Below are 21560 nucleotides of genomic sequence, written 5' to 3'. Positions count from 1 at the left end.
GGGTCCTATATGATGAACATTTCGTTAGACAAAGCGTACACTCAGTGTGAAGAAATTATTAAAGAAAACTCAAAAACGTTTTACAAAGCTTTTTCCATGCTGCCGTCAAAACAAAGAAAGGCAGTATGGGCGGTATATGCATTTTGCCGTCAAGTCGATGATATTGTAGATGAAGGAAGTAATCCTGAAATAGAGCTGCAGCAATTCGAAGGAGAATTTGCTCGGTTTAAAAATGGAGAACTATTAAACGAAAGCGCCATGTGGGTAGCTCTGCGCAATGTATTTGAACAATATGAAATGAATGTTCAAGCATTTGACGATATGATTACCGGTCAGCGAATGGATTTAGTAAAAAAAGAATACGATACGCTTGATGAAGTGAAAACATACTCCTATCATGTAGCGAGTACGGTAGGGTTAATGCTTTTACCGATTTTAGCTCCAACTACTCATAAAGAATTAGAAGAAGAAGCAGTTGCGTTAGGCATTGCGATGCAGCTGACCAACATTTTAAGAGACGTGGGGGAAGACTTAGAGCGAGGGCGCATTTATTTACCGAAAGACCTTATGAATTCTTACGGATATACGCGCACGCTATTAGAGAACCGGTGGGTCACTTCTGAATTTATAGAAATGTGGGAGCACCTGGCCAAAGAAGCAGAAATGTATTATATAAAAGGGCTTCAGTCGATTCATAAATATCCCGTGGCTTCTCGTTTACCTCTTACAGGAGCGGCGCATTTATACCGAGCAATTCTTGATAAAATTCGAAAAGAACATTATGAAGTATTTACAGAAAAGCATTTTGTCACAAGTCAAGTGAAAAAGCAAATTATGACATCTATTTCTACGGGGTAACGCAAAGGAGCTACTTTTCCTTTGCGTTACTTTTTTTTGAAAAGATATGAAAGCGTTAACTATTATGTAAATAAGAAAAAAGTCTCATTTTTATCACATATTAACTTGAATATTCAGAAAATTACCTATATGATAATATACATAACATTAAATGTTAATAAAACTAACATGAAAGAGGGGTTACAATGAAAAAAGTGGAAGCTATCATTCGTCCAGAAAAATTTCAAGCACTGCGCGTAAAATTAGAGGAAGTAGGAATAAACGGATTAACAGTCTCAGAAGTGGCAGGCTGCGGTCAGCAAAAAGGAGAGCAGGGACTGTTCAGGGGACAAAGTTTTGAAATCAAACTAGTACCTAAAGTCAAGGTAGAAATGATTTTAGAAGCAGAACAAGTTCATGAAGTCATTAAGATCATTCAATCAATTTGTTCTACGAACCAAATAGGCGACGGAAAGGTTTTTGTCTATCCGGTAGAGGATGCTGTACGAATTAGAACAGGAGAAGCAGGTGTAGAGGCTATTTTATAAAAAGAGAGTGTTATTTTAATAGAGGGGGAGTTAAGCGTTGAAAAAGAAAATTAGTGCGGTTTTGTTTATTAGTTTGTTGGCGGCAACACGCGTTAATGCAGCTGATCCAACTGTCGAATCAGTCAGTGCATCAATTGACATGATGTGGGTAATGTTTGGGGCAGTGCTTGTGTTTTTAATGCACGCAGGGTTTGCGATGGTTGAAACAGGCTTCACTCGTTCGAAAAATTCGCTTAATATCTTAATGAAAAATATGCTAACGGTAGCTGTATCTTCCGTATTGTATTTTGTGATTGGTTTTGCCCTTATGTTTGGAAATTCAAAAGGAGGATTTATCGGTTCAAGCGGTTTCTTTTTAAATGGAGAAAGCGATCAAATGAGCTTTTTCGTCTTCCAAATTGTTTTCGCAGCAACGTGCGCTACGATTATTTCAGGAGCGGTAGCGGAACGTATGAAACTATCCAGCTATATGATGCTCACGATTGCTATGGTAGCTGTGATTTATCCAGTTGTAGGTCACTGGGTATGGGGAGGAGGGTGGTTGTCCAAACTAGGCTTCGTAGATTTTGCAGGATCGACAGTTGTTCATTTGACCGGGGCTCTTGGTGCGGCTGTAGCAGTTACTTTTCTAGGAGCACGTCTTGGAAAGTATGGAAGCGATGGAAAAGTCAATGCTATTCAAGGGCATAACATTCCGCTTGGCGCATTAGGTGTATTTATCCTCTGGTTTGGCTGGTTTGGATTTAATGGAGGAAGTACATTAGCAGCCGATCCTGCTCTTGTCCCGGGAATCATTGCAACAACATTAATGTCTGGGTCATGCGGAGTCCTGTCTTCTGCTTTATACACAAAGTTTCGCTACAAACGTATTGATGCTAGCTTAACATTAAACGGTGCCTTAGCTGGACTTGTAGGGATTACAGCTGGAACAGCAAACGTATCGATCCCGGGCGCGATCGTCATTGGGCTGATTGCAGGAATTATTCTAGTAGAAGCTGTGCATTTTATCGATAGCAAAATGAAGTTAGACGATCCAGTTGGCGCTATTACTGTTCATGGAATTTGCGGTATTTGGGGGACGTTAGCAGTGGGGCTGTTTGATACAGCTAACGGTTTATTTTATGGTGGCGGCGTACAGCTATTAGGTATTCAAGCTCTTGGAATTATAGCTGTGATGGGCTGGACAATTGGAACGGTTGGGTTATTCTTATTTGTTCTCACGCGTTTTTCTTCCATTCGAGTATCAAGCGAAGAAGAAATTGCTGGTTTAGATTTTGCTGAACACGGTTCATCCGCATACGAATTTCGTGAAAGTTTTGTAGCGACAGGAGACGGCAATCTTCATCCTGAATTTGGTGTTGGATTGATTGATCGATTAAATAAAGTGGGTAAAGTATCGGATAAACCTCATATATCGAACGTAAATGAGACGATATAGCAGTATATAGATAGAAAAAAGTGATTAAAAGTAAAAACTTTTAATCACTTTTTTTGTTTTTATCAACTTATTTAACAATAATGTAAGCGTTAACGTTATAATGGAAACAAAAGTGAGTTTGAAACAGTTCGTCTATAGGAGGGGAATAGATGAAATGGAAAAGGACAAGTATGCTACTTATACTATTATTGCTTTTTGGAAGCAGCGCCTCAGCGCAAGATCATAAAGATATACGTGATGAGGTGATATACTCATTGATGATTAACCGTTTTTATAACGGAAGTGAACAGAATGATCGAAATGTTAACTATGAACGCTCAGATGCCTATTATGGAGGCGATTTACAGGGAGTAGCACAAAAGTTAGACTATATTCAAGAGATGGGATTTACCGCTGTTTTATTGACTCCTTTTATGGAAAATGATGAGACAGGCTATCATGGATATGCGGTGACCGACCATTATAAAATAGACGATCATTTTGGAACGTTAAAAGACTTACAAAATCTTGTGAAGAAAGCACATGAGCGCAATATAAAAATTATGGTCGAATTTCCTTTGACAATCAGTAACAATCATACCTGGATAGCAGATAAAGGAAAACAAACATGGATAAGTAATGAATCCGGTACGGATAACGAAGTAATTAAAGCATTGCCTCACCTTAACTTAAAAGAAAGCGCCGTGCAGAAATACCTTATTAAAAATGCTGCCTGGTGGAGCAAACAAACAGATATTGACGGATATTACGTTAAAGATATCGATCAAGCTCCTTCTGCATTTATTTCATCTTTTTCTCAGACGTTAAAAAGCATGGATCCTTCCTTTCTATTAATAGGAGAAATAAACGGGCATTCATTAAAAAAAAGTGAGCAGGCTGATTCATTAGGAATGGATTTGCTTGTAGATAGAACGCTAGCCGAAGCCACTGCTGCTACGTTTAGCGGTACTAATCGTCCGCAGAAAATGTTGTATGACAAGTGGGAAAAAGGAAGTAATTTGCCTTTAGCCAATTTTTTAGATGATGTTCATAGCACACGTTTTACAGCAAAAGCATTAAAGAGTGAAAACCATCCTGGAGCCCGAACAAAGCAAGGGCTTTCCTACCTTTATACTTCGCCGAGTGTACCGATCGTTTTTTATGGAACAGAAATTGCGCTGAATGGGGGAAAGGGAGCAGAAAATTATGGCATGATGAATTTTTTAGCTAATCCCGATATTATAGATCATTTAAAAAAACTGGCTGAACTTAGAGCAAAATCGCCTTCTCTTCGAAAAGGAAGCTTTACCCTTGTGTCTGAGCAAAAAGGTGTGGCCGTATACAAGAGAAGGTATAAGGACGAAACGACGTTTGTTGTGATTAATAATACAAAGGAAACGTCGGCCATTAATGTACCGCTTAAAAAAGTTGGAAAAGAAAATGAATTAAGAGGGTTAATAACGGAAGGAATTATACGACCAGTTGACGATGTATACAACATTTCATTGGAGCCTGAGACGACAAATGTATATAAAGTAGTGAAAAATTCAGGGGTTAATATTGGATATATCGCAGCGGTTGCCGCTGTTTATACGGGATTCGGCATCTTTTTGTACAAAGCATCGTCAAAAAGAAGAAAAGAAAAGAAAATTTCTCAATCTCATAAAAAGGACAGCGCGTCGTAGTTGTCAAACTATATTGGATAAGTAGTAATGAAGAAAACATAATTAAGAGGTGGAATTATGGGTGTAACAATAAAAGATGTGGCAAATTTAGCAAATGTAGCCCCTTCGACGGTATCTCGCGTCATTGCAGACAGCTCAAGAATTAGTGAAAAAACAAAACAGCGCGTGCGATCGGCTATGAAAGAACTTGGTTATCACCCAAATATTATTGCGCGAAGTCTAGCAAATCAAACGACAGAGGCAGTCGGCCTAGTGATGCCGAGCTCAGCAGACAAGGTGTTTCAAAATCCATTCTTCCCAGAAGTGCTAAGAGGAATCAGCACCGGAGCTCACGAAAACAAAAGAGCGATTTATATGTCCACTGGAGAAACGGAAGAAGAGATTTTTGCAGAAGTTGTTCAAATGGTACAGGGAAGACGAGTGGATGGATTAATTTTGCTGTACTCCAAAGTTGATGATCAAGTACTTTCTTATTTGCAAGAACAGAGCGTTCCGTTTGTAGTTATTGGAAAGCCGTTTAAGCATAGTGAAAGCATCACGTTTGTTGATAACGACAATTTTAAAGCTGGAAAAGAAGCGACGGAATATTTAATTGAATCTGGTCATGAGCGTATTGCTTTTATTGGTGGAAGTCTTGAATTAGTCGTTACCATTGACCGTTTAACAGGCTATGATAAAGCGATTCAAAAAGCAAACATTCCTTACCGGGATGAGTATGTGATTCATGAAGAATTTCTACAGAAGGGAGGAAAAGAAGCTGTTTGCGAACTTTTATCTCTAAAAGAACGTCCAACGGCTCTAGTAGTAGCAGATGACTTAATGGCATTAGGCGTTTTAAATACATTGGATGAAATGGGAATTTCGGTTCCTGAAGACATCTCTATTGTCAGTTTTAATAATGTCTTAATCGCTGAAATGGCTAGACCAGCTCTTACATCAATTGATATTAATATTTTTGAACTTGGTTATCAGGCTGTAAGCTGCTTGATTAAGCAGATTGAAACGCCATATGCTGTTGCAGAACAAGTGCGCGTTCCTCACAAAATGATTAAAAGACAGTCCTGCAAAACCATTCAAATGACGAAAAGATAACGTAATACACAAATAGAAAGAGGCTGAGACAAAAGTAGTGTAGTTGAAGGAAGATCCGAACGAGTTTGATTCTTGATGGAGAATCAAACTCGTTCGGATTTTTTCGTTTTTAGATTGAATTGATTTAGGTATGTCTCAACATCCTCTTTACGCAAAAAAAATTGGCATTTTAAGCGCCAAAAAAATATACATATGCCAATTATTTTTTCTTTTATCAAAAAGAAAGAATGATATTAGTAGTGAAAGCCTTGATGATAAAGAGGCTGTAAAGTTTTATTAAAAGTTGGCACGCTATTTGCATAACTATAAATTAAACAAAGATTTGCATACTAGGAGGCATATATCATGGTAGTTTCTTATTCTCATGAACCATTTACAAATTTTAAGGACGAAAACAATAAACAGGTATTTCAAGAAGCATTAACATATGTGAATACACAGCTTGGCAAGACGTATCCACTTGTAATCAACGGTGAAAAAGTGGAGACCGAAGAGAAAATTACGTCTGTTAACCCAGCAAACATAAAAGAAGTAATTGGATATGTATCTACAGTAAATAAAGATCTAGCAGAGCAAGCAATACAGTCAGCTCTAAAAGCTTTTGAAACGTGGAAAAAGTGGAAAGTAGAACACCGAGCAGATATTCTTTTCCGCGCAGCGGCCATCATTCGTCGAAGAAAGCATGAATTTTCTAGTTATCTTGTAAAAGAAGCAGGAAAGCCTTGGAACGAAGCAGATGCTGATACAGCAGAAGCAATTGATTTTTTAGAGTACTATGCACGTCAAGTCCTGACATTAAAAGACGGTTCCCCAGTACAGAGCCGAGACGGTGAGTATAATCAGTACAATTATATTCCGCTTGGCGTAGGTATTATTATTTCACCATTTAACTTCCCGTTAGCTATTATGGCTGGAACCGCAGTAGCAGCTATTGTAACCGGAAATACGATTTTATTAAAACCAGCTGATGCCACTCCTGTAGTAGCAGCGAAATTTGTAGAAGTAATGGAAGAAGCAGGATTACCAAAAGGCGTATTAAACTTTATTCCTGGTGCTACACCTGAAATTGGTGACTACTTAGTGGAACATCCAAAAACACGCTTTGTTTCATTTACCGGCTCGCGTGCAGTGGGTTGCCGCATTTACGAAAGAGCAGCAAAAGTACAGCCGGGGCAAAAATGGCTAAAACGTGTTATAGCTGAAATGGGCGGAAAAGACACGGTGGTTGTAGACAAAGATGCTGATCTTGATTTAGCAGCTTCTTCAATCGTATATTCTGCATTTGGTTTTGCAGGGCAAAAGTGCTCCGCAGGTTCTCGTGCTGTTGTGCATCAAGATGTATATGATGAAGTGCTTGAAAAAGCAGTTGCGCTAACAAAAACATTAACTGTTGGCAACCCGGAAGAAGTTTCGACTTATATGGGACCTGTTATTCACGAGGCTTCGTACAATAAAGTATTATCGTATATTGAAATTGGAAAAGAAGAAGGGCGTCTCGTTGCGGGAGGAGAAGCAGACAATTCAACTGGATACTTTATTCAGCCAACTATTTTTGCGGATGTAGATGAAAAAGCTCGTCTCATGCAAGAAGAAATTTTTGGTCCGGTAGTAGCATTCTCTAAAGCGCGAGATTTTGATCATATGATGGAGATTGCAAACAATACAGAATATGCATTAACAGGCGCTTTATTATCAAATAACCGCGAGCATATTGAACGCGCCCGTGAAGAGTTCCATGTTGGAAACCTGTATTTTAACAGAGGATGTACAGGAGCGATTGTAGGATACCAGCCTTTTGGCGGATTTAATATGTCAGGAACGGATTCAAAAGCAGGGGGACCGGATTATCTAGTTCTTCACATGCAAGCAAAAACAACATCTGAAACATTTTAATTGGAAAATAAGGAGGAATAAATATGACAACTGAAACACAAAAAACGGTGAAAATTATTGAGCAAACAGAAAAGTTTGGGGCACATAACTATCATCCGCTGCCGATTGTAATTGAAAAAGCAGAAGGCGTATGGGTACACGATCCAGAAAATAATAAATATATGGATATGCTAAGCGCGTATTCCGCTGTTAACCAAGGACATCGTCATCCGAAAATTATTGAAGCATTAAAACGTCAAGCTGATAAAGTAACGTTAACGTCACGAGCGTTTCATAATGATCAGCTTGGTCCATGGTATGAAAAGATTTGTAAATTAACAAATAAAAATATGGCTCTTCCAATGAATACGGGAGCAGAAGCGGTTGAAACAGCCATTAAAGCTGCACGCCGCTGGGCTTACGATGTGAAAGGTGTTGCTGAAAATCAAGCACAAATCATCGCATGTGTGGGCAACTTCCACGGTCGTACAATGACAGCTGTTTCATTATCATCTGAAGCAGAATATCAACGTGGTTTTGGACCGATGCTTCCAGGACTTCAAACGATTCCTTACGGTGATTTAGAAGCGTTAAAAGCTGCTATTACACCGAATACGGCCGCATTTTTAATTGAGCCAATTCAAGGCGAAGCAGGTATCGTTTTACCTCCAGAAGGCTTCTTAAAAGCTGCAGCTGACTTATGTAAAGAAAACAATGTGCTATTTATTGCTGACGAAATCCAAGTCGGCTTAGCGCGTACAGGCAAGATGTTTGCTTGTGATTGGGAAGACGTAGAACCAGATATGCTGATTTTAGGTAAAGCGCTTGGAGGAGGAGTTTTCCCTATTTCTTGCGTAGTCGCTAACGAAGACATTTTAAGTGTCTTTAACCCTGGCTCTCATGGTTCAACATTTGGAGGAAACCCGCTTGCTTGTGCCGTATCATTAGCTGCTTTGGAAGTAATTGAAGATGAAGAACTTCCAGCGCGTTCATTAGAATTAGGTTCTTATTTCAAGCAGAAGCTCCAAAGCTTAAGCAATCCAGTTATTAAAGAAGTGCGCGGCCGAGGCCTGTTCATCGGGGTAGAATTACACGAAGAGGCTCGTCCTTATTGTGAAAAATTAAAAGACCAAGGTTTGCTTTGTAAAGAAACGCATAGTACGGTTATTCGTTTTGCTCCGCCCCTAACGATTTCAAAAGAAGAGTTGGACTGGGCAATTGAACGAATTGAAAAAGTATTTGCTGAGTAATCGGTTTAAAATAAATAAAAATAGTACGATATGTATATATCGTACTATTTTTGTTCATATGCAGCTAAATAACGTTTTTATTTGATAGGCAGGAGGAATAGAAGTGTATACCCAACTCTCACAGCTAAGCATAGAAGAGCAAGTTGAATGTTTAACAAAAGCGTTAGTGAAAATCAAAAGTATCAATGGGACAAGCGGCGAAGTAGAGATTGCTGATTTCATTAAAAACACGCTTCAAAGTTTTCCTTATTTCAAAGAAAATCCCCTTCACGTTTGGGAACAGAAAATTAATGGCGATACGCTAGGTAGAAAAAATGTATTTGCTTTTATTCAAGGCAGCAAAAAAAATGCTCAAACAATGATTTATCACGCTCACTTAGATACGGTTGGCATTGAAGATTTTGGTCCATTAAAAGACATAGCGTTAGATCCAGAAGAACTTCAGCACTATTTCTCTATGCATAACATTAATGAAGATGTACAGCGAGATGCTCGTTCAGGTGAATGGATGTTTGGAAGAGGAGCCGTTGATATGCAAAGTGGAATTGCTGTACATTTAGCCAATGTGCTGCATTTTACTAAGCATCGAGATCAATTAGAAGGAAACGTCCTTTTTATGGTCAACCCAGATGAGGAAAGTCAGCATGCTGGAATTATTTCTGCTGTTTCTGAACTGAACCGTTTGAAAAAAGAGAAAAATCTTTCATATGTAGCAGCGATTAATACCGACTTTATTACACCTCTTTACGATGGAGATTCCACGCGCTATATTTATACAGGAGCTGCTGGGAAACTGCTTCCATGTTTTTATATTTACGGAAGGGAGGTACACGTAGGAGATACGCTTGCTGGTATAGATCCTAATTTGATTGCATCTGAGATTACGGGAAGCATCCATAACAATATTAATCTAGCTGAAAATATTGAAGGAGAGCTGGTACTGCCACCTTCCTGTCTGTATCAACGAGATAATAAAGAGGCTTATAATGTGCAAACCGCCGTAAGCAGTCATTTGTATTTTAACTATTTCATCTATGAACGAACGGCAAAAGAAGTGATGAGTCAATTAATTGGATTATCAATCGAAGCATGTGAAAAAGTAGAGAAAAAACTTTCTGATTATTACGAACTTTTTGCGCGAAGAACGAATTTACCAAAGCGAAACTTGTCTTGGCAAGTGGATGTTGTGAGTTTGGAAGATTATCTGGAAGAATTGGATCAAAAAGGGATAAATGCTCAGGCTTGTATTGAACGAGCTTTCGAACAGTATGCGCATTTAGAACTTAGAACAAGGTGCTTTAAAGTAATTGAAGAACTTCAAAAGTTAGATCCGCATCAAAGTCCGCGCGTAATTGTCTTTTTTGCACCGCCTTATTTGCCTCATAATCACTTGAAGAAAGACGAAAGCAGAGATCAGCAGCTTCTTTATCCTTTACAAGCGGCTGTGGAGAAGGTTGGAAAACAGACGGGAGAGACGTTTCAGTTTAAAAATTTTTTTCCCTACCTAGCGGATGGCAGCTTTTTATCTCTTCATGAGACAGATGAGGAAATCGATGCTTTTACACGTAACTTTCCGGGGTGGGGGATTGCAGGGGCGATTCCTTTCCGTGAAATTCGAGAGTTAAATATTCCGTCCATCAATATAGGAGTATATGGGAAAGACGGACATAAGTGGACAGAGCGAGTGTATAAGCCTTATTCGTTCGGCGTCCTTCCTAAGCTGATTCAAGAAACAACTGTTCAGATGCTAAAAAGTAAGCATGCTTGTACAAACCACATATAAGAAAATGAAGAACGGAGGTACCGATGAATAGACATACAGAACAAAACCAATTACAGAGAACAATGAAAAGCAGACATTTATTTATGATTGCGTTAGGAGGCGTGATTGGAACAGGCCTATTTTTAGGTTCGGGTTTTACTATTAGCCAGGCAGGGCCGGGAGGAGCCATTCTTGCTTATATAATAGGCGGCTTCCTCATGTACTTAGTTATGCTTTGTTTAGGAGAGCTAGCGGTAGCAATGCCGGTTTCAGGTTCCTTTCAAGAATACGCTACAAGGTTTTTAGGACCTTCTACAGGCTTTATGATTGGATGGCTGTACTGGTTCAGCTGGGCAAATACGACAGGGCTTGAATTTACGTCAGCAGGAATTTTAATGCAGAGGTGGTTTCCTGATGTACCTATATGGTCATGGTGCTTGATTTTTGGCGTCATTACGTTTTTAATTAACGCTCTTTCTGCTCGAAGCTATGCTGAAACTGAGTTTTGGTTTTCGAGTATTAAAGTTACGGCTATTATTCTATTTATTTTAATTGGAGGAGCTGCTGTTTTTGGTTTTATTGATTTTAAAGGAGGAGAACCCGCACCGTTTCTTTCACATTTTACCCAAGGCGCAGGTCTTTTTCCAAATGGAATACTGGCAGTTTTATTGACTTTAGTAACGGTTAACTTTTCGTTTCAAGGAACGGAGCTTGTCGGCATTGCAGCAGGAGAAAGTGAAAGTCCTGAGAAAACGTTGCCGAGATCTATTCGAAACGTCATTTGGAGAACGCTGTTTTTCTTTGTGTTAGCTATGTTTGTTTTAGTCTCTATTCTGCCATACAAAACAGCGGGAGTTATTGAAAGTCCGTTTGTTGCCGTATTAGATCAAATTGGAATTCCCTATGCAGCGGATATCATGAACTTTGTCATTTTAACAGCTGTGTTATCCGTGGCGAACTCTGGGGTCTACGCTGCTTCCCGTATGCTTTGGTCATTGTCAAACAGCAATATGGGGCCAAAACCTTTAAAGAAATTATCTTCAAAAGGTGTTCCAATTAACGCGTTAATTGTGACGATGATTATTTCGGGATGCTCGCTGATTACAAGCGTCGTGGCTGCTGAAACCGTATATCTTTGGTTTATTTCGATTTCAGGAATGGTGACCATTATTGTTTGGATGTCCATTTGTGCCTCTCAATTTATGTTCCGCCGTCGTTTTTTAGCGGAAGGAGGAGATGTAAAGGAATTGAAATTTAAAACGCCCCTTTATCCGTTCGTTCCTATTCTAGGTTTTTGTTTGTATGGACTTGTATTAATCAGCTTAATTTTTATTCCGGATCAACGAATTGGTCTTTACTGCGGGGTCCCTTTAATTATTGTACTCTACGTGTATTATCACGTAGGAATCAAGAAAAATATTAATCAAAAACAATCGGATTCACCGGTTTATAAAGCAAAATAAAAAAGAAGTGCACTGTGCACTTCTTTTTTATTTAGAGCGGATGTCTAATCGTTTCATACGATACTGCAAGCTTTGTCTAGTCAGCCCTAGTATCTTAGCACTTTTTGAGATGTTGTGGCTGTGTTGTTCAAGCGTTTGTTTAATACATTCTGCTTCGAACGCTAACAGCTGTTCCTTTAAAGGAAGAGGAGGGTGAAAAGCGCTTGGATAAGAGGGTGCTTCACCGCTTGTTTTATCTTCAAAATGTTCATGCTGCTTTAGCTGGAACTTTGTTCTGTATTGAAAAGGAAGGTGAGAATAGTGAATAACATCTTCATCCATCACCAAGTTCATTGCACCTTCAATAATGTGTTCTAATTCCCGTACGTTTCCTGGCCAGTCATAAGAGAGAAAAGAAGACATGACTTGGTGATCTACGGTTTTTACATTCATCTGAAACAAATCATTGTATTTTTTGATGAAAAACTTTGTTAATTCAATAATATCTTCTTTTCGTTCACGAAGAGGAGGAATAAAAAGCGTCACGACGCCAAGTCGATAATATAAGTCTTTACGTAATCGATTTTCTGCAATCGCATCGATTGGGTCTTCATTCATGTTCGCGATGACTCGAACGTTCACCGGTTTGTCTACTGTATCCCCAATTCTTCGTACGGTTTTTTCTTGCAGTACTCGAAGAAGCTTAGCCTGCAGATTTGGATTCAACGAGTTGATTTCATCTAGCAGTAATGTGCCTCCTTGCGCTTGTTCGAAAAGACCAGGATTATCCATTGCACCTGTAAAAGCTCCGCGTTTCGTACCGAACAAAAGGCTTTCAATTAAATTATCCGGTAGCGCAGCGCAGTTTTGTGAAATAAAAGGAGGGGAAGAGCGGCTGCTGCCATTATGTATGCTTTGGGCAAACAGTTCTTTCCCCGTGCCTGTTTCTCCAATAATTAAGACATAAGAAGGAGTTCTAGTGGCGCGCTTAGCGTCTTCAATAACATCGTGAACGGCTTGACTGCTTCCGATGATGCTATCAAACGTAAAGCGTGTGTTTCCTTTTTGCCTAATGTTTTGCCGGATTAGACGCTCTAGTTTCGTCACGTCTTGAGCAATTTCAACCGCTCCTTGAATGACACCGTTTTTTAAAATAGGGAAGGTATTATTAATCGTCGTGATTTCTTGTCCTTGATTGTTGAAATACGTTTGTTTGACGTTAACCGTTTCTTTTCCTTTTTGCAGCGCCTGTACAAGCGTGCTTTGCTGATTTTCTTTGAACATAAACACATCTAACAAGTTTTTATGTAAAACGTCTTGTTCATCCATCAGCTCCATCTTTGTCATCTTTTCATTGTAAATAATGGTTTTTCCTGTTTCATCGACCGCATGGATACCGGCATCGACTTTATTTAAAATGGTTTCATATATATGTTTAAGAGTGCTTAATGTATCGGTCATTCAAATACTCTCCTTTAGCGGTGTTCATATCTCTATTTAAACAAAAATAGCTGAATTCTGATAGTGTTTCCATAGAAAAATAAATGAATGACCGAAGAGAAATGTTATCCGTTTACAATGGATCCTCCATTAATGTGAAGGACTTGCCCGGACATATAAGAAGAATCAGAGCTTGCCAAATATACATAGGCCGCTCCGAGCTCAGAAGGCTGTCCTGCTCGTTTCATAGGTGTGTTAGACCCAAATGTTGCAACTTGCTGTTCGTCGAACGTAGACGGAATAAGAGGTGTCCAGATGGGTCCTGGAGCTACGCCGTTTACACGAATGCCTTTTGTTGCGAGCGAAGCTGACAAAGAACGTGTGAAAGCCACGATAGCACCCTTGGTTGAAGAGTAGTCAATCAGCTGGTCATGCCCATGATAGGCTGTCACAGACGTTGTATTAATAATAGCGCTTCCTTGTTTTAAATGAGGCAATGCAGCTTTGGTCAAATGGAAAATTGAAAAAATATTCGTTTGAAACGTACGGGTAAGCTGTTCAGTCGTGATATCCGTAATACTTTTTTGAGGGTGCTGTTCAGCTGCATTATTGACTAAGATGTCTATTTTTCCGAAAGTCTGAATGGCCTTTGAGATGACTTCTTGACAAAAATGTTCATCTCCTATGTCACCAGCAAGCAACAAACAAGAAGCTCCCATTCGTTCAACTTGTTTTTTAGTTTCATTTGCATCATCGTGTTCATTAAGATAGGTTACAACAACGTTTGCACCTTCTTTCGCATAATGGTAAGCGACAGAACGCCCAATTCCGCTGTCTCCTCCTGTGATAACGGCTACTTTGTTCTGTAATTTTCCGCTTGCCTTATAGTCTGGAGCGATAGAGGTAGGGATTGGATGCATATCTTTCTCAATACCTGGCTGAGTTTGCTGATGCTGAGGAGGGAAGTTTTGTTTTTGATTTTGATTCATTAGTATACACTCCTTAATTAATATGAGTATGTAAGCGTATACTAGTATTTGTTAAGAGAGTGTATCTATGCATAGGGATAAGCCTAAACGGATAAAAAAGGCTTTGAAAGAAAAAATGAATGCCAGGGGCATCCATTTTTAGCGGTAATTAATAAATTGTACGTCAATAGGTAAATCAGCGCTGCGAATAGCTGAAATAATTTGCTGCAGGTCATCACGATTTTTACCGCTTACGCGAAGCTGATCATCTTGAATTTGGCTTTTTACTTTTAAACCGGTATTTTTAATAATTGTATTTAGCTTTTTAGCGTTGTCTTTGTCGATACCTTGAATTAACTTAGCGCGCTGTCTAACCGTTCCTCCAGAAGCATTTTCAATTTTACCGTAGGAGATATTGCGTGTAGGTACGCCGCGTTTGATGAGCTTAGAAATCAGCACGTCTTTTAACTGTTCAAGCTTAAATTCATCATCAGAAATAAGAACAAGCTCTTCGTTTTCAAGCGAGATTTCGCTTTTACTGCCTTTAAAATCGTAGCGGGTTTTAATTTCTTTTGTTGCCATGGTAATGCCGTTTGTTACCTCTGATAAATCAACTTGTGACACAACGTCAAATGAACTATCTTTAGCCATAATAACCTCCATATGTAAAGAGTTTGTTCTTTTATTATAAATAAAACACAAACTGTATACAACTGATATTGAATAGAGAGCCGGTAATTGATACAATACAAGTTATGCTTTTTGTTGTAAGCTATAGAAGCAGCTTTTTAACAAAACGTATGCATTTAAGTTAATTTGAACTTTAGAATGCTGTTTGATGCAAAGTGAGAAGGTATGTGGTGAAGGAACAATCACTACTAATTTATATAAAGGATGGATAGAACGATGAATGTAGAAGCTGGGATGAAAGCGTATTTAACAGTAAACCGGGAAACGCCGATTGGTTATATGTTAGCAGAAGGCGAAGAAGAAATTTTGCTACATAAAAATGAAACAACAAGAGAGCTTGCTGAAGGGGAAGAAGTAGAAGTTTTTCTATACCTTGATCAGCATGATCGCTTAACGGCAACGATGCACTTACCCCTTGTTGAAGAAGGTGTCTATGAGTGGGTTGAAGTCGTAGATGTTAATCCGGGTTTAGGCGTGTTTGTAAATATCGGCATGAATAAAGATATGTTAATTGGTTCAACAGACTTACCTGCGCTAGAAGAGCTGTGGCCAGAAGTTGGAAACAAAGTTTACTGTACGATGAAGATTTCAAAGCGCGGTAAGATGTACGGGAAAATTGCTACAGACGATGTGATGAAAGCAATGGCTTTAGATGCTCCACCTGAACTTTTTAATCGTGAAGTGAGCGGATATATCTATCGCGTCCTGCGCGTAGGTTCATTTATTATGACAGATGAAGGATATGTTGGATTTATTCACGAAAGCGAAAGACGTAAAGAACCGAAGCTTGGTACGCATGTAACTGGCCGCGTCATTAATGTAAAAGAAGATGGAACGCTAAACGTATCGCTTCTTCCGCGCAAACAAGAAAGCATGGATGAAGATGCACAAGTACTATACGATTACATGGAAAGCCGCGGTGGCGTTATGCCATTTTGGGATAAAAGCTATCCAGAAGATATTCGTGAGCGCTTTAATATGAGTAAAGCTGCGTTCAAACGTGCGCTTGGTAAACTGATGAAAGAAGGAAAAGTTTATCAAGAAGAAGGATGGACATATTTTAAAAAAGAAGAAAACTAAAAGGAGAAGCCGCTGAAAATTCAGCGGCTTCTTTTTATAAGTGATCAGTTTTTTTAGAAAATGAATGTTTTCCAAGCTCACGGTTGTGCTTAGCTTGCAGATTCTTTTCGTGAAGCTTTGCGTTATTATCTTTTGCTTTTTTATCGTTATCGCTCGTTTTTGGCATTGTGATACACCCCTTTTTGATCGTACCTTTAGAATGCCCTGACCTCTTTAAATTATTCGATGGTTTCGTTCAAAAAGAAGACTGCAATCGTCCCTGGGCCAGAATGAGAACCTATGGCTGCACCAATAATATTAATAATAAAATGTTTGGTGCCAAAACGTTCTTGGATCATCTCTTTCAGCTGAAGAGCTGTTTCTAAATCATCTCCATGGCTAATTCCAATGGTTTGAGAAGAGAGATTTTTTCCTCGCTCTTCCATCACGTCAAGCATGCGTTTAAATACTTTTTTACGGCCGCGGATTTTTTCGATTGGAATCAATTTTCCATCTTCCACATGAAGCAGCGGCTTAATATTAAGCAGACCTCCTACAAAAGCAGAAGCTTTGCTCACGCGGCCTCCTTGAGCAAGAAAATCCAAGTCATCAACCGTAAAAATATGCTCCATATGCAGAGCGTATTGCTTTATTTTTTCTGTCATTTCTACTAGCGAGAGGTTTTGGTGTAATAATTGTGCTGCATAATAAGTAACTACTCCCTGGCCAAGAGATGCACATTTCGTATCGATTATTTCTAATTGGAAATCGGGATACTTTTCTAGGAGTTCTTCTCGAATCATCATTGCTGTTTGATATGTACCGGACAATTCCGAAGAAAAAGCTAAATAAATGCACGAATCACCTGATTTAGCTATGTTCTCAAAGACTTCATACATAGTAGTTGGAGCCGCTTGAGACGTTTTCGGCATCTTGCCTTTACGGATGGCTTCGTAGACAGAAGCTGGTTCAATCGTTTGTAGATCTAAAAATTCTTGATTATCCAAGCTTACGCGAAGCGGTAAAAAGCCAACGTTATTTTCTTGAAAAAAGGATAAAGGCAAATCGCTTGCACTATCGGTTAAAAGTTTAATTGACATAAATGTCACCTTCCTAATTGCATTTATAAAATATGAAATGAGTTTGATGTATAAACATTGAAAAGCGTTATATACGACATAGTATTAGTGTATAAGCACTTGGAGGAAAATACAATTTTTGAATAAGTTTTTTTAATTCTGCCAAATCGTACATACTATATGTACTAACTATTTTAAAGATGCTGACTTTATTCATTTTATAAATGGGTATAAGGAAGTAAGAAGTTTTAAAAAGCGGAGGTCGGTCATTTGAATATGTGGCTTGAAACAAAAAAAGCGATAGTCGTCTTAGTAGGAGCATTATTGAATGCGCTTGCGCTCAACTTGTTTTTGATACCTGCTAATGTATATTCGAGCGGCTTTACGGGAGTAGCACAGCTTGTTTCGAGTATCGTGACAGATTACACTCCTTTTACTATTTCCACTGGAGTGCTGCTGTTGTTGTTAAATATTCCTGTAACTATTTTAGGGTGGAAAAAAGTGGGGAAGTCATTTACTGTTTACAGTTTTATCAGCGTTGCTGCAACAACTTTGTTTCTTGGAATTATTCCTATTCAAGCACTTTCTAAGGACATCATCCTTAATGCAGTTTTTGGAGGCGTTATTTTAGCGGTAGGGGTAGGAATTACGTTAAAATTTGGAGCTTCAACTGGTGGGCTCGATATCATTGCCCTGATTTTGTCCCGAGTAAAAGACCGACCAATTGGCACTTATATGTTCATATTAAATGCAATTATTATTGTGCTAGCAGGTCTTTTATATGGTGCTGAGAAGTCACTTTATACGCTTGTGACGCTTTATACGACCACTCGCGTCATTGATGTTATTCATACGCGTCATGTCAAACTCACAGCAATGATCGTAACGAAAAAAGGAGTGGAGCTAAGAAAGGCGATTCATGCCAAACTCGTGCGAGGGATTACGGCGGTACCGGCTAAAGGAGGCTTCACAAACGAAGATAAAGAAATGCTAATGATTGTTTTAACTAGGTATGAATTATTTGACTTGGAACGAGTAATTAAAGAGGTGGATCCTAAGGCATTTACTAATATCGTTCAAACAACGGGAATCTTTGGTTTGTTTCGCAAAGATTAAAAAGAGTCCAGGTATTCATTACCTAGACTCTTTTTTATTAATGTGTGCCTTTTAAGTCATTAGAAAGTTCTTGAAGCTGAGCTTGTTCTTCAGGAGAAGCATTTTGCTGCGCATGAGACAGCATATCAGCTGCAATGTTTTCATCAGAAGCTGCAGACGTATGAGCCTGAGACGTTTGATGATTTTGACCAGCAGCTCCCAATGTATTCTGAAGCTGTTGAAGCTGAGCTTGTTCTTCAGGAGAAGCGCTTTGCTGTGCATGAGACAGCATATCAGCTGCCACGTTTTCACTAGACGTGTGAGCTTCACCGTGAGCGTGAGACTGACCGCCTTCTAAAGTGCTTTGAAGCTGTTCAAGCTGGCTCTTTTCTTCAGGAGAAGCATTTTGCTGTGCATGAGACAATATATCAGCTGCCACGCTTTCACTGGACGTGTGAGCTTCACCGTGAGCGTGAGACTGACCGCCTTCTAAAGTGCTTTGAAGCTGTTCAAGCTGTGCCTTCTCTTCGGAAGAAGCATTCTGAACGATATGAGACAGCGTATCGGACGTAATGTCTGCGCTTTTCTCTTTTGAATGTGATTCTCCATCTGTATCATACGCTTGATGCAATGAGTTTTGGAATTGCTTCAGCTGCTCTTGCTCCTCAGGAGAAGCGTTAGAAGCAATACTATTTAATACGCCTTCTGAAATATCAAGTTCACCGTTGCCATGCTTTTGACGATGAAGCTGATCTTCTGAATGGCCGGATACTGCGTTTCGAATCGCATCTTTTACTTGACCAAAAAGTGAATTTTTCATAAGTTACTGTCCTCCATGAGGAGTTTGGCGCTGGTGAGCTTGAAATGCTTCTGCCTCCGCCATAGTCATATGATAAGGAATTCGTTCATCATGTTTTTGAACTGCGTCTGCACCTTGTTTCACAAAACGTTTTGATCGATTGCCTCTGCCCATCATAAATTCCTCCTCGTAATATAAATAAAACCGACACCTTAAGAAGTGTCGGTTATAGTGTGTGCTAAATAAAAAAAATGATAGCGATAAAAATTTACCTTGCTTTTCAAAAAAAGCTAAGTTATAAATTTAACGTTTTTTCCAAATAATAAGCAATACCATCATTTTCATTAGATTTTGTTACTTCACGCGCTAGCTGCTTTAATTCGCTAATACCATTTTCCATGGCGATACCGTGTCCTGCAAATTTAATCATTTCAAAATCATTGTCTTCATCTCCAAACGCAATAATTCGTTCGCGAGGAATTTGATAATGATTAGCTACGCGCTCAAGACCTACAGCTTTATTAAGTCCTTTTTTTACAATTTCAACGACATGCCAAGGTGCTCCCCAGCGTCTATGTTCTAGTACTTCTGCATGAACATCTGAAAGGTGAGAGCGTATATCTTGTACATGTTCTTCATCTGCGTGAATTAAAATAGACGTTGGATCGTGCTGCAGCGTATGACGCAAATCACCCGTTTGTAATTTAGGATCCCCTAGGCTGAGTACATCCATTAATTTTCGATCTTCAAAATGAAGATACACATCATCTTGTACTTCTGCCATGATATTGTTGATGCGATAGTCTTGCATAGCTGTCACAATGTCATGAACAGTTCGGCGATTTAAAGGTTCGTGATGCGTGCCAAAATCAGGCTGAAGGGGATGATGGACAAGCGCTCCGTTAAAGTTTACGATAGGCGTGGATAAATCTAATTCGCTGTAATACATAGCACTGGAACGATAAGGTCTTCCAGTTGCAATCATTACAATATGTCCGTCTTGTTTGGCTTTTTCTAATACCCGTTTTGTTTTAGGTGAAATGGTTTTTTCATTCGTTAACAATGTTCCATCCAGATCTAAGGCGATTAAGTGTTGATCGTTTCTCATATAGGGCTCCTTTTAAATTGAAGTAGTTATACGATTATATTGAATTCTACTAATATTCATGCTTGTATTCCCATATTTTACACAACTTTTCCTTATGAGCAAAGCAGAACGATTGACATGCAAAAGTTGTCTTGTTACGGTGTAAGACATAGTTATTGATTGCTTACGATAAATTGTTTAAGGGTATATTTAATACGTGAAGATAATTACGGAAGTAAAAGAAAGGAGAATGAATATGGATAAACAGTTAGAAGATAAAATCATGGAATCACTAGAAGAAGTAATTGATCCAGAGCTTGGCGTTGATATCGTAAATTTAGGCTTAGTTTACGGGGTGGAAATGGAAGAAAACAACACGGTTATCGTGACGATGACGTTAACTTCTATTGGGTGCCCGCTAGCGGGTGTGATTGGCGAACAAGTGAAAAAACAATTAATTTCTCTTGAAGAAGTAGAAAATGTAGAAGTGAATATCACATTTAACCCGCCATGGGATAAAGATCGCATGACGCGCTACGCTAAAATTGCATTAGGTGTTCAATAAGAAAAAAAGCCATCAACGATGGCTTTTTTTCTTATTCAATTCTGCACAATTCCACAGGGCAGTCTTCACAGTCTATTTCTTTCTTTAAAAAAGAGAGCTTATGAATGATAATTTTTCCATCTGTCATTGAGATTACTTCATTTTTTCGCAACTCAGCGAGCATACGATTGACCACTTCTCGGGATGTCCCGCATAGATTAGCGATCTCTTGATTTGTCAACGTTACGTTTAATAAAATACCATTTGGCTTCATTATCCCAAAACTATTGGACATGCGAATCAGAGTAGAATAGAGAGCTCCTTTTTTTCCATTTAGAATTAAGTCTCTAAACTTTGTCTGCATTCGCTTAATTTGAAGTCCCATCCACTTCATGTACTCCATGGAAAGAGCAGGGTATTGTGCTAGTTCGTTTTCTAACACCCGTTTTTGAATGCTGATCGCTGTACAAGGTTCAATGGCTTTTGCTTGAAGCATATGGGGAGTAGATCCGCAAAACAGCATAACTTCCCCGATTAAGTCTCCTGAACTTGCCAGCTGAAGCGTCAGTTCGCGTCCTTCCGGCGTCACTTTACTTACTTGTACAGCTCCAGAAGTAATAAAAAATAAATGAGTTGAAGGTGAACCTTCTTGAAAGAGAAAGTCACCTTTTTTAAACGAAATTTTATGATCAAAGTCCATAAAAAATTGCTGCAGCTCATTTGAAAAAGAATCCGTTGTGATGTTCATCATGTTATCACCTTTTACTCAAAATTTTTGCGACTGTTACTTATTAATCTATTAAGTTAGAACAGTCTGTATATCCTGTACGTCCACTAGCCGTATGAAGAAATGTCATACGGATGATTTTTATCGATACTCTTATTATACACAAA

At 38.9% G+C, this 21560-nt stretch carries 21 protein-coding genes; 12 read left to right on the top strand and 9 right to left on the bottom strand.

Annotated elements, in window-relative coordinates; translation table 11 throughout:
• Positions 1 to 9 precede the first annotated feature (9 nt).
• From ACH6EI_RS21205 to ACH6EI_RS21165, 9 genes are all read left to right on the top strand, one after another.
• Positions 10 to 858, top strand: a complete 849-nt coding sequence (locus ACH6EI_RS21205; protein ID WP_034267741.1) for a phytoene/squalene synthase family protein — start codon at positions 10 to 12, stop codon at positions 856 to 858.
• A gap of 185 nt (positions 859 to 1043) precedes the next feature.
• Entirely contained in the window at positions 1044 to 1385 is a 342-nt protein-coding gene (locus ACH6EI_RS21200) for a P-II family nitrogen regulator (protein ID WP_098113552.1), read from the top strand.
• 37 nt (positions 1386 to 1422) lie between these two features.
• Positions 1423 to 2823, top strand: a complete 1401-nt coding sequence (locus tag ACH6EI_RS21195; RefSeq protein WP_034327384.1) for an ammonium transporter — start codon at positions 1423 to 1425, stop codon at positions 2821 to 2823.
• Between the two features lie 149 nt (positions 2824 to 2972).
• On the top strand, positions 2973 to 4487 hold the full coding sequence (locus ACH6EI_RS21190; RefSeq protein ID WP_098113550.1) for an alpha-amylase family glycosyl hydrolase: 1515 nt from the start codon (positions 2973 to 2975) through the stop codon (positions 4485 to 4487).
• A gap of 57 nt (positions 4488 to 4544) precedes the next feature.
• A complete protein-coding gene (locus tag ACH6EI_RS21185; protein ID WP_028412401.1) occupies positions 4545 to 5579 on the top strand; it encodes a LacI family DNA-binding transcriptional regulator in 1035 nt (344 codons plus the stop codon).
• Positions 5580 to 5924: 345 nt separating this feature from the next.
• Positions 5925 to 7472 carry an L-glutamate gamma-semialdehyde dehydrogenase gene (pruA, locus tag ACH6EI_RS21180; protein WP_098113549.1) on the top strand — a complete coding sequence of 516 codons (1548 nt, stop codon included), beginning with the start codon at positions 5925 to 5927 and terminating at the stop codon, positions 7470 to 7472.
• Between the two features lie 23 nt (positions 7473 to 7495).
• Positions 7496 to 8701, top strand: a complete 1206-nt coding sequence (locus ACH6EI_RS21175) for an ornithine--oxo-acid transaminase (protein WP_098113548.1) — start codon at positions 7496 to 7498, stop codon at positions 8699 to 8701.
• A gap of 103 nt (positions 8702 to 8804) precedes the next feature.
• A complete protein-coding gene (locus tag ACH6EI_RS21170; RefSeq protein WP_098113547.1) occupies positions 8805 to 10484 on the top strand; it encodes a M20/M25/M40 family metallo-hydrolase in 1680 nt (559 codons plus the stop codon).
• Positions 10485 to 10507: 23 nt separating this feature from the next.
• Positions 10508 to 11926, top strand: coding sequence for an amino acid permease (locus ACH6EI_RS21165; protein WP_098113546.1), 1419 nt, complete (start codon positions 10508 to 10510; stop codon positions 11924 to 11926).
• Between the two features lie 27 nt (positions 11927 to 11953).
• Here the strand turns inward: ACH6EI_RS21165 and ACH6EI_RS21160 are convergent, their stop codons facing one another.
• From ACH6EI_RS21160 to ACH6EI_RS21150, 3 genes are all read right to left on the bottom strand, one after another.
• Positions 11954 to 13366 (bottom strand): sigma-54 interaction domain-containing protein, encoded by a 1413-nt coding sequence (locus tag ACH6EI_RS21160; protein WP_397377954.1) that lies wholly within the window; start codon positions 13364 to 13366, stop codon positions 11954 to 11956.
• A gap of 104 nt (positions 13367 to 13470) precedes the next feature.
• Positions 13471 to 14334: an SDR family oxidoreductase gene (locus ACH6EI_RS21155; protein ID WP_014461619.1), complete on the bottom strand. Its 864-nt coding sequence runs from the start codon at positions 14332 to 14334 to the stop codon at positions 13471 to 13473.
• Between the two features lie 138 nt (positions 14335 to 14472).
• Positions 14473 to 14964: a YajQ family cyclic di-GMP-binding protein gene (locus ACH6EI_RS21150; RefSeq protein ID WP_014461618.1), complete on the bottom strand. Its 492-nt coding sequence runs from the start codon at positions 14962 to 14964 to the stop codon at positions 14473 to 14475.
• Positions 14965 to 15219: 255 nt separating this feature from the next.
• Here ACH6EI_RS21150 and ACH6EI_RS21145 point away from each other — a divergent pair, with 255 nt between their 5' ends.
• Positions 15220 to 16083, top strand: a complete 864-nt coding sequence (locus ACH6EI_RS21145) for a CvfB family protein (RefSeq protein WP_028412394.1) — start codon at positions 15220 to 15222, stop codon at positions 16081 to 16083.
• Positions 16084 to 16117: 34 nt separating this feature from the next.
• Here ACH6EI_RS21145 and ACH6EI_RS21140 read toward each other — a convergent pair whose 3' ends face one another.
• Entirely contained in the window at positions 16118 to 16249 is a 132-nt protein-coding gene (locus ACH6EI_RS21140; RefSeq protein WP_013055378.1) for a DUF3941 domain-containing protein, read from the bottom strand.
• A 52-nt stretch (positions 16250 to 16301) separates the two neighbouring features.
• On the bottom strand, positions 16302 to 17162 hold the full coding sequence (locus tag ACH6EI_RS21135; RefSeq protein ID WP_028412393.1) for a DegV family protein: 861 nt from the start codon (positions 17160 to 17162) through the stop codon (positions 16302 to 16304).
• A gap of 255 nt (positions 17163 to 17417) precedes the next feature.
• Here ACH6EI_RS21135 and ACH6EI_RS21130 point away from each other — a divergent pair, with 255 nt between their 5' ends.
• The gene (locus ACH6EI_RS21130) at positions 17418 to 18257 is read left to right on the top strand and encodes a YitT family protein (RefSeq protein ID WP_025749916.1); all 840 of its coding nucleotides are present in this window, start codon (positions 17418 to 17420) and stop codon (positions 18255 to 18257) included.
• Between the two features lie 37 nt (positions 18258 to 18294).
• Here ACH6EI_RS21130 and ACH6EI_RS21125 read toward each other — a convergent pair whose 3' ends face one another.
• From ACH6EI_RS21125 to ACH6EI_RS21115, 3 genes are all read right to left on the bottom strand, one after another.
• Positions 18295 to 19056, bottom strand: a complete 762-nt coding sequence (locus tag ACH6EI_RS21125; RefSeq protein WP_028412392.1) for a DUF3813 family protein — start codon at positions 19054 to 19056, stop codon at positions 18295 to 18297.
• Between the two features lie 3 nt (positions 19057 to 19059).
• Positions 19060 to 19209, bottom strand: coding sequence for a hypothetical protein (locus ACH6EI_RS21120; protein WP_162200718.1), 150 nt, complete (start codon positions 19207 to 19209; stop codon positions 19060 to 19062).
• Between the two features lie 121 nt (positions 19210 to 19330).
• Positions 19331 to 20143, bottom strand: a complete 813-nt coding sequence (locus ACH6EI_RS21115; RefSeq protein ID WP_028412391.1) for a Cof-type HAD-IIB family hydrolase — start codon at positions 20141 to 20143, stop codon at positions 19331 to 19333.
• Positions 20144 to 20378: 235 nt separating this feature from the next.
• Between ACH6EI_RS21115 and ACH6EI_RS21110 the strand changes: the two genes are divergently transcribed.
• A complete protein-coding gene (locus ACH6EI_RS21110) occupies positions 20379 to 20687 on the top strand; it encodes a metal-sulfur cluster assembly factor (protein ID WP_013055384.1) in 309 nt (102 codons plus the stop codon).
• 31 nt (positions 20688 to 20718) lie between these two features.
• On the opposite strand, the gene ACH6EI_RS21105 is transcribed toward ACH6EI_RS21110, so the two are convergent.
• A complete protein-coding gene (locus tag ACH6EI_RS21105; protein ID WP_028412390.1) occupies positions 20719 to 21417 on the bottom strand; it encodes a Crp/Fnr family transcriptional regulator in 699 nt (232 codons plus the stop codon).
• Positions 21418 to 21560 lie beyond the last annotated feature (143 nt).

It is taken from the genome of Priestia sp. JSM ZJ58 (assembly GCF_044383985.1).
GTDB lineage: Bacteria > Bacillota > Bacilli > Bacillales > Bacillaceae_H > Priestia > Priestia zanthoxyli.
This window is presented reverse-complemented; position numbering and strand designations above follow the sequence as displayed.